Annotated in this window: 13 protein-coding genes; 8 read left to right on the top strand and 5 right to left on the bottom strand. The window is 53.0% G+C overall.

The window, feature by feature from the left end:
• Positions 1 to 2: 2 nt before the first annotated feature.
• Genes EFER_RS02855 through cueR form a run of 3 tightly spaced genes read left to right on the top strand, consistent with a single transcriptional unit; the run spans position 3 to position 3,741 of the window.
• Positions 3 to 2,165 (top strand): type I secretion system permease/ATPase, encoded by a 2,163-nt coding sequence (locus tag EFER_RS02855; protein ID WP_000739062.1) that lies wholly within the window; start codon positions 3 to 5, stop codon positions 2,163 to 2,165.
• Positions 2,162 to 3,337 (top strand): HlyD family type I secretion periplasmic adaptor subunit, encoded by a 1,176-nt coding sequence (locus tag EFER_RS02860; protein ID WP_001014326.1) that lies wholly within the window; start codon positions 2,162 to 2,164, stop codon positions 3,335 to 3,337. Before EFER_RS02855 ends, EFER_RS02860 begins: the two co-directional genes overlap by 4 nt.
• The gene (gene cueR, locus EFER_RS02865; RefSeq protein WP_001026747.1) at positions 3,334 to 3,741 is read left to right on the top strand and encodes a Cu(I)-responsive transcriptional regulator; all 408 of its coding nucleotides are present in this window, start codon (positions 3,334 to 3,336) and stop codon (positions 3,739 to 3,741) included. Before EFER_RS02860 ends, cueR begins: the two co-directional genes overlap by 4 nt.
• Here the strand turns inward: cueR and EFER_RS02870 are convergent, their stop codons facing one another.
• Both EFER_RS02870 and EFER_RS02875 read right to left on the bottom strand, forming a co-directional pair.
• On the bottom strand, positions 3,742 to 4,200 hold the full coding sequence (locus tag EFER_RS02870; protein ID WP_000571816.1) for an NfeD family protein: 459 nt from the start codon (positions 4,198 to 4,200) through the stop codon (positions 3,742 to 3,744).
• Positions 4,197 to 5,114, bottom strand: a complete 918-nt coding sequence (locus tag EFER_RS02875) for an SPFH domain-containing protein (protein ID WP_000469524.1) — start codon at positions 5,112 to 5,114, stop codon at positions 4,197 to 4,199. Before EFER_RS02875 ends, EFER_RS02870 begins: the two co-directional genes overlap by 4 nt.
• 145 nt (positions 5,115 to 5,259) lie before the next feature.
• On the opposite strand from EFER_RS02875, the gene fetA reads away from it, so the two are divergent.
• Positions 5,260 to 5,937 (top strand): iron efflux ABC transporter ATP-binding subunit FetA, encoded by a 678-nt coding sequence (gene fetA / locus EFER_RS02880; RefSeq protein WP_012599925.1) that lies wholly within the window; start codon positions 5,260 to 5,262, stop codon positions 5,935 to 5,937.
• A complete protein-coding gene (gene fetB, locus EFER_RS02885; RefSeq protein ID WP_001295323.1) occupies positions 5,924 to 6,703 on the top strand; it encodes an iron efflux ABC transporter permease subunit FetB in 780 nt (259 codons plus the stop codon). Before fetA ends, fetB begins: the two co-directional genes overlap by 14 nt.
• A gap of 179 nt (positions 6,704 to 6,882) precedes the next feature.
• Here fetB and cnoX read toward each other — a convergent pair whose 3' ends face one another.
• Genes cnoX through tesA form a run of 3 tightly spaced genes read right to left on the bottom strand, consistent with a single transcriptional unit; the run spans position 6,883 to position 9,220 of the window.
• Complete coding sequence (cnoX, locus tag EFER_RS02890; protein WP_001295322.1) at positions 6,883 to 7,737, bottom strand: chaperedoxin; 855 nt, start codon at positions 7,735 to 7,737, stop codon at positions 6,883 to 6,885.
• Between the two features lie 60 nt (positions 7,738 to 7,797).
• Positions 7,798 to 8,607, bottom strand: a complete 810-nt coding sequence (ybbO, locus tag EFER_RS02895; RefSeq protein WP_000148959.1) for an NADP(+)-dependent aldehyde reductase — start codon at positions 8,605 to 8,607, stop codon at positions 7,798 to 7,800.
• Entirely contained in the window at positions 8,597 to 9,220 is a 624-nt protein-coding gene (tesA, locus tag EFER_RS02900) for a multifunctional acyl-CoA thioesterase I/protease I/lysophospholipase L1 (RefSeq protein WP_001295836.1), read from the bottom strand. The genes ybbO and tesA overlap by 11 nt, the downstream gene beginning before the upstream one ends.
• Here tesA and ybbA point away from each other — a divergent pair.
• From ybbA to EFER_RS02915, 3 genes are all read left to right on the top strand, one after another.
• The gene (gene ybbA, locus EFER_RS02905; protein WP_001110563.1) at positions 9,191 to 9,877 is read left to right on the top strand and encodes a putative ABC transporter ATP-binding protein YbbA; all 687 of its coding nucleotides are present in this window, start codon (positions 9,191 to 9,193) and stop codon (positions 9,875 to 9,877) included. The genes tesA and ybbA overlap by 30 nt on opposite strands.
• Positions 9,874 to 12,288 (top strand): putative ABC transporter permease subunit YbbP, encoded by a 2,415-nt coding sequence (ybbP, locus tag EFER_RS02910; RefSeq protein ID WP_000561906.1) that lies wholly within the window; start codon positions 9,874 to 9,876, stop codon positions 12,286 to 12,288. Before ybbA ends, ybbP begins: the two co-directional genes overlap by 4 nt.
• 236 nt (positions 12,289 to 12,524) lie before the next feature.
• Positions 12,525 to 12,740, top strand: coding sequence for a hypothetical protein (locus tag EFER_RS02915; protein ID WP_000115620.1), 216 nt, complete (start codon positions 12,525 to 12,527; stop codon positions 12,738 to 12,740).
• Positions 12,741 to 13,259 lie beyond the last annotated feature (519 nt).

Genomic DNA, 13,259 nt, shown 5'->3' on the forward strand with positions numbered 1-13,259 from the left:
GAATGAAAAAAAATGCCCAGTCCGTGGAAGCCTGGCTGGAGGCGATGATCGCCGTGGCGCGCTATTACCGCCTCGATTTTTCCCAGGAGAATGTGCGCGCGACCGTCAACTGGGAGCGCGACAGCAAACGGGAAGAGTTACTCACTGATATGGCGCGGCAGTTAGGGATGGGGCTGCGGCTGGTGGAATTTTCCGCCGACTCGCTTAACCCGTGGCGGCTGCCGCTGATCGCGGTGTTTGATAATCAACAGATTGGCGTGATCACCCGCCGCGACAATCACGACAATATCAGCGTTCAGTTCAGCGGTGACGAAGGGCTGGAAACCACATTAAACGTCACGGATATAGAAGACAAAATCGTTGAACTGGCACTACTGCGCCCGCTCAGCGCAATTCCCGATGCGCGGGTGGATGACTACATTCGCCCGTATCAGGCGAACTGGTTCTGGAATCTTTCGCTAAAAGACTGGCGGCGTTACGGCGATATTATGCTGGCCTCACTGGTGGCGAACGTGCTGGCGCTGGCGGCGATGATTTTCTCGATGCAGGTTTACGACCGCGTTGTTCCGGCGCAGTCCTACCCGACGCTATGGGTGCTGTTCGCCGGGGTGATGATGGCGATCCTGTTTGAGTTCTGTATGCGAATGGTGCGCACGCACCTTTCCGATGTGATTGGTAAGCGGGCAGATCTGCGTATTTCGGATCGCGTGTTTGGTCACGCATTACGGCTGAAAAATAACGTGCGATCGAAATCCACCGGATCGTTTATCTCACAGATCCGCGAACTGGAATCGGTGCGGGAGCTGATCACCTCCACCACCATTGGCGCGGTAGCGGATCTGCCATTCTTCCTGCTGTTTGTTTTTATTCTGTGGATGATCGGCGGCTGGCTGGTGCTGGTTGTTTTGCTGGCGCTGCCGTTGCTGGTGATCCCCGGCCTGCTGGTGCAACGCCCGCTGGCGCGGCTGGCGAACGAAGGGATGCGCGAATCGGCAGTGCGCAACGCTACGCTTGTCGAGGCCGTGCAGTCGATTGAAGATATTAAACTGCTGCGTGCTGAACAGCGTTTCCAGAATCAGTGGAATCACACCAACGACGTGGCCTCGTCCATCAGTATGAAGCAACGTTTTCTCACCGGGCTGCTGCTCACCTGGACGCAGGAAGTGCAATCCATCGTCTATGTGGTGGTGCTGTTGGTGGGCTGCTTTATGGTGATGAGCGGCGACATGACCACCGGCGCGCTGGTCGGAACGACGATTCTGGCTTCGCGCACCATCGCGCCGCTGTCGCAGATATCCGGCGTGCTCTCGCGCTGGCAGCAGGCGAAGGTGGCGCGTAATGGCCTCGATGAACTGATGAAGCGCCCAGTGGATCAGCCGGAGCACGGCAAACTGGTGCATAAAGCAGTGCTGCACGGCAATTATCAGTTCAGCAACGCGGTGTTTTATTACGACGAAGAAGAGAAGATTGCCGATGTGGCGATCGGCAAACTCAACATTCAGGCCGGAGAGAAAATCGCCATTCTCGGGCGCAACGGCGCGGGTAAATCAACGCTACTGCAAATGCTCGCCGGAATGCGTATCGCCCAGCAGGGGCAGGTGCTGCTGGATAACATCAGCATCGGGCAGCTTGATCCGGCAGATTTGCGCCGCGACATGGGGCTGCTCAGCCAGACCGGGCGACTGTTCTTCGGTTCGCTGCGGGAAAACCTCACCATGGGGATGCCGGAAGCCAGCGATGAAGATATCGAACGCGCGTTAACCCTCAGCGGGGCGCTGCCCTTTGTGCAGAAGCAGAAAAACGGCCTTAACTACATGATTCAGGAAGGGGGATTTGGTCTTTCTGGCGGCCAGCGGCAAACGCTGCTGCTGGCGCGGCTACTCATCTCTCAACCCAATATCGTGCTGCTCGATGAACCCAGCGCCTCGCTGGACGAAATGGCGGAAGCGTATTTAATTGAACAACTGAAACAGTGGATTGGGCATCGCACGCTGGTCATCGCCACTCACCGCATGGCAATGCTGCAACTGGTGGACCGCATTATCGTAATGGATCAGGGGCGGATTGTGATGGATGGCGCGAAAGAGGCCATTTTGCGTGAACAGGGCGAACCCACGGCGCGACGGGTGGTGTTGCAGGAGAAGAATAAGGGGTCTGCCGCATGAACGGACAACTGCAATACAATCGTGGCCTGACCGAACCCCGCCTGCCGCGTTCGGCGCTGGCGGTACGCGTTACCGCTGTGATGCTGCTCTGTTTTCTCGGCTGGGCGTGGTATTTCCAGCTTGATGAAGTCACTACCGGCAGCGGCACGGTAGAACCTTCCGGGCGCGAACAGGTGGTGCAGTCGCTGGAAGGCGGAATTCTGTATCATCTCGACGTCAAGGTTGGCGATATTGTTGAACAGGGCCAGCCGCTGGCGCAGCTTAACCGCACCAAAACGGAATCCGACGTCCAGGAAGCAATGTCGCGGCTGTATGCGGCGCTGGCAACCTCGGCGCGGCTGCGGGCGGAAGTGAGTAATAAACCGCTGGTCTTCCCTGATGAACTGAATAAATTCCCCGAACTTATCGAGTCGGAAACGGCGTTATATAACACTCGCCGCGATGGGCTGAACAAAGCCACCACCGGGCTGACGCAGGGGATTAGCCTGGTCAACCGCGAACTGGCGATGACCCAGCCGCTGGTGAAACAGGGGGCGGCGAGCAGCGTTGAAGTGCTGCGCCTGCAACGCCAGGCCAATGAACTGGAAAACAAACTTAGCGACGTGCGTACGCAATACTACGTACAGGCGCGCGAAGAGTTAGCGAAAGCCAATGCGGAAGTGGAAACCCAGCGTTCGGTGATCCGCGGGCGGGAAGATTCTCTCACCCGGCTCAACTTTACCGCGCCGGTGCGAGGCATTGTTCAGGACATTGACGTCACCACGGTTGGCGGCGTCATCGCCCCTGGTGGTAAACTTATGACTATCGTGCCGCTGGATGAGCAACTGTTGATCGAGGCAAAAATCTCCCCCCGCGATGTGGCGTTTATCCATCCGGGGCAAAAATCGCTGGTGAAAATAACCGCTTACGACTACTCCATCTACGGCGGCCTGCCGGGGGAAGTGGCGGTGATATCACCAGACACCGTGCAGGATGAAGTGCGACGCGATGTTTATTACTATCGGGTGTACATTCGCACTTTCAGCAACCATCTGGAAAATAAACATAAACAGCAGTTTCCGATATTTCCCGGCATGGTGGCGACGGTCGATATCCGCACCGGCAAAAAAAGCGTGCTGGATTATCTGTTGAAACCCTTTAACAAAGCACAGGAGGCGTTGCGCGAACGATGAACATTAGCGATGTGGCAAAAATTACCGGCCTGACCAGCAAAGCCATTCGCTTCTATGAAGAGAAGGGACTGGTGACACCGCCGATGCGTAGCGAAAACGGTTATCGCACATACACGCAGCAGCATCTCAACGAACTGACCTTACTGCGCCAGGCACGCCAGGTGGGCTTTAACCTGGAAGAGAGCGGCGAACTGGTGAATCTGTTTAACGATCCGCAGCGTCACAGCGCCGACGTTAAACGGCGCACGCTGGAAAAGGTGGCGGAGATCGAACGGCATATTGAGGAGCTGCAATCTATGCGCGACCAGCTGCTGGCACTGGCGAATGCCTGCCCTGGCGATGACAGCGCCGATTGCCCGATTATCGAAAATCTCTCTGGCTGCTGTCATCATCGGGCAGGGTGATTAAGACGAGACGGCTCGAATATGTAGGGTTATCCCTTCTATCGCAATCACCTCAACATGCGTACCTGCGGCTAAATCCTCGCTGGCGCTGACGGGCCAGGAACTGTCGCCGACGCGCATATGACCGCGCCCATTGACCAGCGGTGATTCCAGCACAAAACGTCGGCCAATCAGCTGCTGCCCGCGCTGGTTAAGATGACTGTCGCTGTGCTTTTGTTCGCGAACCCGTCGCGACAACCATTTCCACCACAGCCAGGCGGCGAGCAGCGTCAGGATGGCAAACATCACCCCTTGCCATTCCCAGCCCAGCGGCAGCAACCAGACCACCAGGCCAGTAATCACTGCCGCGACACCGCTCCACAACAGATAACCATTGCCGCCCAGCATCTCGGCAGCCAGCAACAAACCGCCGAGACTTAGCCAAAAAATATGCGGATGGATAGCTATCATCTCGATCATGATTTATTTCGCTCGTTCGCGCTGTCTTTCACCAGTTCAGCAATCCCGGCAATCGACCCCATCAGGCTGCTGGCCTCTAATGGCATCATTACTACTTTGCTGTTACTGGAAGAACCGATCTGCTGCAACGCTTCGGTATATTTCTGTGCTACGAAGTAGTTCACTGCCTGAATATCACCAGAGGCGATGGCTTCCGACACCATTTGGGTAGCACGGGCTTCTGCTTCAGCGGAACGTTCACGCGCTTCAGCTTGCAAAAATGCCGACTGACGTTCGCCTTCCGCTTTCAGGATTTGTGACTGTTTCTCACCTTCCGCTTTGAGAATTTCCGCCTGACGGATCCCTTCAGCTTCAAGGATGTAAGCGCGTTTAGTACGTTCCGCTTTCATCTGCGCGTTCATTGAAGAGATAAGCTCTGCGGGCGGGCGTACGTCGCGAATTTCAATACGGGTGACTTTAATCCCCCACGGGTTGGTGGCCTCATCGACAATACGTAGCAGACGTGAGTTGATGCTGTCGCGCTGGGAGAGCATTTCATCGAGTTCCATTGAACCCAGCACGGTACGGATGTTAGTCATGGTCAGGTTGATGATCGCCAGCTCCAGATTGCTGACCTCATAAGCCGCGCGCGGCGCGTCAATCACCTGAATAAAGCACACGGCGTCGATAGTAACGTTGGCGTTATCTTTCGAGATAACTTCCTGAGAAGGGATATCGAGCACTTGCTCCATCATATTGATCTTACGACCAATGCGATCCATAAACGGCACCACCAGACTGAGCCCCGGCTGTAACGTTTTGGTATAGCGACCAAAACGTTCTACTGTCCACTGATATCCCTGCGGTACGATTTTGACACCCGCGCCAACAATGACCAGCGCGACAAAAATGAGAATGGGAATAAAGATAAACATCGAAAAAACCTCCTGTTGTACCGTCCATAATAAAAGCGATTGTTGTCTGCTCAGCTAAATTATACCTGATTAATAAATGATAGTTCCCCCACAATCCTTCGGGGGATACACTATTTGTGTTAAAAATGAGAAAAAGGGAAATGTCATGCAGGAAAATAGTCCTTTGCTTCAACTGCAAAATGTTGGATATCTGGCAGGTGGGGCAAAAATTCTCAATAACATCAGTTTTTCATTGCGTGCTGGTGAATTTAAGTTAATAACCGGTCCTTCCGGTTGCGGTAAAAGTACGCTATTAAAAATTGTTGCTTCATTAATCAGTCCGACCAGTGGAACGTTGCTGTTTGCAGGCGAAGATATCTCCCTTCTGAAACCAGAAGAGTATCGCCAGCAAGTATCCTACTGTGCTCAGACCCCCGCGCTGTTTGGCGATACGGTATACGATAACCTGATTTTTCCCTGGCAGATCCGTAACCAGCAGCCTGACCCGGCCATTTTTCTCGATTTCCTCGAATGCTTCGCCTTGCCGGACACCATTTTGACAAAGAATATCGCCGAGCTATCTGGTGGTGAAAAACAACGCATCTCATTGATTCGTAACCTGCAATTTATGCCAAAGGTTTTATTGCTGGATGAAATCACCAGTGCGCTTGATGAAAGTAATAAACATAATGTTAATGAGATGATCCACCGTTATGTGCGCGAGCAAAATATTGCCGTGCTGTGGGTGACACACGATAAAGACGAAATTAATCATGCGGATAAAGTGATTACACTGCAACCGCATGCCGGAGAAATGCAGGAAGCACGCTATGAACTCGCATAATATTACTAACGAATCATTGGCACTGGCATTAATGCTGGTGGTGGTAGCAATCTTAATTAGCCATAAAGAAAAACTGGCGCTGGAGAAAGATATTCTCTGGAGCGTCGGGCGGGCGATAATTCAGCTGATTATTGTCGGCTATGTGCTGAAGTATATTTTCAGCGTGGATGATGCCAGCCTGACATTATTGATGGTGTTATTTATCTGCTTTAATGCGGCGTGGAATGCGCAAAAACGCAGTAAATATATTGCTAAAGCTTTTATCTCATCGTTTATTGCCATTACGGTCGGGGCGGGAATTACCCTGGCGGTGCTGATTCTCTCAGGGTCGATTGAGTTTATCCCGATGCAGGTGATTCCTATTGCCGGGATGATTGCTGGTAACGCGATGGTGGCGGTAGGGCTGTGTTACAACAATTTAGGGCAACGGGTCATTAGCGAACAACAACAGATTCAGGAGAAACTGAGTCTTGGCGCGACGCCGAAACAGGCTTCAGCGATATTGATTCGCGACAGTATTCGCGCGGCTTTAATTCCGACGGTCGATTCAGCAAAAACGGTTGGCTTAGTGAGTTTACCGGGAATGATGTCCGGGCTGATATTTGCCGGGATTGATCCGGTGAAGGCGATTAAATATCAGATTATGGTGACCTTTATGCTGCTCTCAACCGCCAGCTTGTCGACCATTATTGCCTGCTATTTAACCTATCGTAAGTTTTATAATTCGCGCCACCAGTTGGTGGTGACGCAATTGAAGAAGAAATAATGCGATGCCGGATGCGTCTTATCAGACCTACATGGCACCTGCAATGTATTGAATTAGCACGGTTTGGTAGGCCGGATAAGGCGTTCACGCCGCATCCGGCGGCTATGCGCGGATGCCTGATGCGACGCTGGCGCGTCTTATCAGGCCTACAAACCAGCACATCGCATTTCAACGGAAAATCAATACAACAACGCATACAGCTGGCGGCGATACTTCGACGCAAGTGCATCACCTGTACCCAGCGCAGCAAGGATCTCCTGGAACGTTTTACGTGTCTGACCGTCTGCGGCGGTGAGATCTTTACGCAGATGCCCAAACAGCAACTCCAGCGCCTCTTCATTGCGCCCAACCTGATGCAGTTGCAGTGCCAGTTGCGTCGCCAGTGCGGCATCTTCTGGATTCTCCGCTACCTGCTGTTGTAGCTGTTGAATTTCCGGTGTATCTGCCGCCTGCTTCAGCAGTTCAATTTGCGCCACCAGCCCCTGGTAGCGGGTGTCCTGATCCTGCAAAGGAATGGTTTTCAGCACGGCTTCTGCATCTTCAGAACGGTTCAGCGCAATCAGCGTTTCTGCCAGCAGCAGGCCGATCTCCCCGTTCTGATTCGACAGCTGCCAGGCGTCTTTCAGCAATGGCAGGGCGTCGGTGTAATTGCCTTCCTGCATCAGCTGCATCGCCTGCTGCGCTTTCAGTTCTTCTTCGCGCGGCAGCACTTTATCCAGCAGGGCGCGGATCGCCTCTTCCGGTTGCGGCCCCTGGAAGCCGTCTACCGGTTGCCCGTTCTGGAACAGATACACGGTCGGAATCGCGCGCAGACCAAACTGGGCGGCAATCATCTGCTCCGCGTCGCAGTCCAGCTTCGCCAGAATAAATTGCCCGTTGTACTGAGCCGCGAGGCTTTCCAGAATTGGGGTTAACTGCAAACAGTGCTGGCTACGTTCAGACCAAAAATAGAACAGCACCGGTGTGGTCATCGACTGTTCAAGAACCTGTTGCAGATTAGATTCGTTAATGTTGACAATATTTTCTACGGACATGGAGTCGCTCTCTGTTGTCGATATTTTCTTTGACATGGGGGCTTAAGCGCGCGCTTCAACTCACCCTTGCAATATTTTGTCCATCACGCGCCCCGGCAGCAGGCGCTTAAGCACCATTACTGCCCAGGTCACCAGCGTTACCGGATAGCGCATCTTCGGCTTCTCGCTAATAAAAGCATGGCGTACTTTGTCGACCACTGCTTCCGGCCCCAACGTAAAGCGAGCGGCGATGCCGGGATTTTCGACTGGTTTATCACTTTGCGTCTGGTTGACGTTGTCGGTGAAGCGAGTACGAATGGGACCGGGTTCAATCAGGCTGACTTTAATTCCGCTGTGGCGCAGCTCCATGCGCAGCGCGTCTGACCACGCCTCCAGCGCATATTTACTGGCCGCGTAAGCGCCGCGACCCGGCGTGGAGATTAATCCCATCACCGATGAGGTCATTACAATACGCCCTTCACCATGCGGCAACATAGCCGGTAACAGGCGCATGGTGAGCTGGTGTGCGCCGAAAAAGTTGGCGGAAAACTGCTGTTCCATCTGCGCACGGCTGATGGTGGAAAGGGGGCCATACATGCCGAATCCGGCATTGTTAAAGATCCCATACAGACAATTATCGGTCAGGGCGATCACTTCGTCGGCTGCGCGATCAACACTTTCTGGTGAATCCAGATCGATCAACACGCCGGTAAATCCCATGCTGTTCATGCGCTCAACATCATCCGGTTTCCGGCAACCTGCCAGCACATGAAAACCCTGGCGTTTTAATTCGAGCGCGCTTTCCAGGCCAATTCCACTGGAACATCCGGTAATTAAGACCGATTTTTGCATAACTTTACCTGTCAGGATCTCCGTTGCTTTATGAGTCATGATTTACTAAAGGCTGCAACTGCTTCGCCATCCAGTCGGCAATAAACGGCTGGGCGTCGCGGTTGGGATGAATACCGTCATCCTGCATCCATTGTGGCTTGAGGTAGACCTCTTCCATAAAAAAGGGCAGCAGCGGAACATCAAACTCTTTGGCGAGTTTGGGGTAAATGGCGCTAAAGGCTTCATTATAACGGCGACCATAGTTTGCAGGCAGACGTATTTGCATTAACAATGGTTCAGCGTTGGCGGCTTTGACATCCTGCAAAATCTGGCGCAGCGTTTGCTCGGTTTGCTGTGGCTGAAAACCACGCAAACCGTCATTGCCGCCCAGTTCTACCAGCACCCAGCGCGGCTGATGCTGTTTCAGCAGAGCCGGAAGGCGCGCCAGTCCTTGTTGCGAGGTGTCGCCGCTGATGCTGGCATTAACTACCGACGTTTTACTCTGCCACTTATCATTCAACAAGGCAGGCCAGGCCGCGCTGGCAGACATTCGATACCCGGCGCTCAGGCTATCACCCAGAATCAATAACGTGTCTGCTGCGGCGGCACGGAAGGTTAACAGGACCAGGAACAGGAAGGGCAAATGCCAGCGGAAAACATTGTTGAAGTTCATCATCTTAAGAAGTCCGTCGGTCAGGGGGAGCATGAACTCTCCATCCTCACCGGAGTTGAGCTGGTTGTCAAACGTGGCGAGACCATCGCGCTGGTGGGCGAGTCGGGATCGGGTAAGTCAACGTTGCTGGCGATCCTCGCTGGGCTGGATGACGGCAGCAGTGGCGAAGTAAATCTGGTGGGACAACCGCTACATAATATGGACGAAGAAGCGCGGGCAAAGTTGCGCGCGAAGCACGTAGGCTTTGTTTTTCAGTCATTTATGTTAATTCCTACCCTTAACGCGCTGGAAAACGTCGAGCTTCCGGCGCTGCTGCGCGGTGAAAGTAGCGTGGAAAGTCGTAACGGGGCGAAAGCCTTGCTCGAACAGTTAGGGCTGGGCAAACGTCTTGATCATCTCCCGGCACAGCTTTCCGGTGGCGAACAGCAACGGGTGGCGCTGGCGCGTGCCTTTAATGGTCGGCCAGATGTGCTGTTTGCCGACGAACCCACCGGTAACCTTGACCGCCAGACAGGCGATAAAATTGCCGACCTGCTGTTTTCCCTCAACCGTGAGCATGGCACCACGTTGATTATGGTGACTCACGACCTGCAACTGGCGGCACGTTGCGACCGCTGCTTACGACTGGTTAACGGGCAGTTGCAGGAGGAAGCATGATTGCACGTTGGTTCTGGCGCGAATGGCGCTCGCCGTCGCTGTTAATTGTCTGGCTGGCGCTAAGCCTGGCGGTGGCCTGCGTGCTGGCGCTGGGCAATATCAGCGATCGCATGGAGAAGGGCTTAAGCCAGCAAAGCCGTGAGTTTATGGCGGGCGATCGGGCGTTGCGCAGTTCGCGCGAAGTGCCGCAAGCATGGCTGGAGGAAGCGCAAAAGCGCGGCCTGAAAGTCGGCAAGCAGCTGACTTTCGCCACCATGACCTTTGCAGGCGACACGCCGCAACTGGCGAACGTCAAAGCGGTGGATGATATCTACCCGATGTATGGCGATCTGCAAACTAATCCCCCTGGCCTGAAACCGCAGGCGGGCAGCGTATTGCTGGCCCCACGCCTGATGGCACTGCTTAACCTGAAAACGGGCGACACCATTGACGTGGGCGATGCCACCTTGCGGATTGCCGGAGAAGTGATTCAGGAACCGGATTCCGGTTTTAACCCCTTCCAGATGGCCCCGCGTCTGATGATGAATCTGACGGATGTCGATAAAACCGGAGCCGTGCAACCGGGAAGTCGGGTCACCTGGCGCTATAAATTCGGCGGCAGCGAGAACCAGCTCGACGGCTATGAGAAATGGTTGTTACCCCAGCTTAAACCCGAACAACGCTGGTACGGTCTGGAACAGGACGAAGGCGCGCTGGGGCGCTCAATGGAACGCTCGCAACAGTTCCTGCTGCTTTCGGCGCTTCTGACCTTGCTGCTGGCGGTGGCGGCGGTCGCGGTGGCGATGAATCATTACTGTCGCAGTCGCTACGACTTGGTGGCGATCCTCAAAACGCTGGGAGCAGGGCGAGCGCAATTGCGTAAGTTAATTGTCGGTCAGTGGTTGATGGTGCTGGTACTTTCAGCCGTTACCGGCGGGGCTATAGGTCTGTTGTTCGAAAACGTGTTGATGGTGCTGCTCAAGCCAGTGCTACCTGCCGCTTTACCTCCTGCCAGCCTCTGGCCGTGGTTGTGGGCGTTCGGCACCATGACGGTCATCTCGCTGCTGGTGGGGCTACGACCGTACCGCTTGTTGCTGGCAACGCAGCCTTTACGCGTATTACGAAATGATGTGGTAGCGAACGTCTGGCCGCTGAAGTTTTATCTGCCGATTGTCAGTGTGGTGGTTGTGCTGCTGCTCGCCGGATTAATGGGCGGCAGTATGCTGCTCTGGGCGGTGCTGGCGGGCGCGGTAGTACTGGCTTTGCTGTGCGGTGTGCTGGGCTGGATGCTGCTGAATGTACTTCGCCGCATGACGCTGAAATCGCTACCTCTGCGCCTGGCGGTTAGCCGCCTGTTACGTCAGCCGTGGTCAACGTTAAGCCAGCTTTCGGCATTTTCGCTCTCCTTTATGCTGCTGGCACTGTTGCTGGTGTTGCGTGGCGATCTGCTCGACCGCTGGCAACAGCAGCTACCGCCAGAAAGCCCGAACTACTTTTTAATCAACATCGCCACAGAACAGGTTACGCCGCTAAAAGCGTTCCTCGCGGAACATCAAATAGTCCCGGAATCGTTTTATCCGGTGGTGCGGGCGCGGCTGACGGCGATTAACGACAAGCCGACAGAAGGCAATGAAGATGAGGCGCTTAACCGCGAACTCAATCTTACCTGGCAAAATACGCGGCCCGATCATAATCCGATTGTCGCCGGTAACTGGCCGCCAAAAGCCGATGAAGTGTCGATGGAAGAGGGGCTGGCGAAACGCTTAAACGTTGCCCTCGGCGATACTGTGACTTTTATGGGCGATACCCAGGAGTTCCGCGCTAAAGTGACCAGCCTGCGCAAAGTTGACTGGGAAAGTCTGCGGCCTAATTTCTATTTTATTTTCCCGGAAGGGGCATTAGACGGGCAGCCGCAGAGCTGGCTAACCAGTTTCCGCTGGGAGAATGGCAACGGTATGTTGACGCAACTCAACCGCCAGTTCCCGACCATTAGCCTGTTAGACATTGGTGCGATTTTAAAACAGGTCGGTCAGGTGCTGGAGCAGGTAAGTCGGGCGCTGGAAGTGATGGTGGTGCTGGTCACCGCCTGCGGCATGTTGCTGTTGCTGGCGCAGGTGCAGGTGGGAATGCGTCAGCGTCATCAGGAGCTGGTGGTGTGGCGCACACTCGGTGCGGGGAAAAAGCTGCTGCGCACGACATTGTGGTGTGAGTTCGCCATGCTCGGGTTTGTATCCGGCCTGGTGGCCGCAATCGGTGCGGAAACGGCGCTGGCGGTACTGCAATCAAAAGTGTTTGATTTCCCGTGGGAGCCAGACTGGCGATTGTGGATTGTGTTGCCGTGTAGCGGTGCGCTGCTGCTGTCGCTTTGTGGCGGCTGGCTGGGCGCGCGACTGGTTAAGGGTAAGGCGCTGTTCAGGCAGTTTGCGGGGTGATGACAGGTGTTAGATTGCCTGATGCGCTAAGTCTTATCTGGCCTACGAAGATCGTGCAATATATTGATTTTGCAAGATTGTGTAGGCCAGATAAGCGTTCAAGCCGCATCCGGCAAAAACTATCAAGAATTGAGAAATAACATTCAATGAGGCCAGGTCCTGTCTTTTATCATACTTTTATTTCAGAGTTAGAAACGATACTCTCCTTTTCTTGCGAGTATAAAAAGGAGGATTAAATGAGTGTTAATTTTAAAGAGTGGGAGTTTTTTATAGATGGTACTGATCCAGGTTGGGTTATTTCAAATGCTGGTACAGATGAGGAACCTGAGTATTTATTCATCAATGAACTTACCGGACATGTTCTAATAGTAGATATAGGGGATAAAGAGTATTATCAATTAATTAATGGTATGATTGAAAGAGGAATGAAAGTCGTTAAGGTAGAATATTAACCGCTATGCGCTGTGATGTTTGCTTTGTAGTTAAAATATATTTATTTTTTTGATGAGCATGAAATGCAAAATTTCAAATCAACTTTAGAAACGTATTATGATTGCTAATAAATCTCTGGGCGGTTTTCATTTACATTTTGAGAAAGATGATGCTCATGAGATGGTTTGTGCTCTTTATAGTTTATTGGAGACGGGAGCAAGCAAACCTATCAGACTGGAAAACATATCACCTGTAGCGTATAAAAATTTGCTACTTTTACAATCGTCCAATGAAGATGATGTCCTGATACAGGACTCACAGTAATAAAATTATACTTGTCGCTTGATTCAATAGATTTCGCCCTAAGCAAACTATCTTTATTTTTGACTGATGGTCATTTTTCTTCCCCTGAGTTTTGTGAATGTATGTTTAACAGTACAATCATCTCTTTGTATTTTATGGGAAGGGAGGTTTAGTAGAGGTTTACAAGGGGGAGATCTTGATGTGAAATAAATTAAGGTAATATAATGTCGAATTAT

This window comes from Escherichia fergusonii ATCC 35469 (genome assembly GCF_000026225.1).
In the GTDB taxonomy this organism is placed as follows: Bacteria; Pseudomonadota; Gammaproteobacteria; order Enterobacterales; family Enterobacteriaceae; genus Escherichia; species Escherichia fergusonii.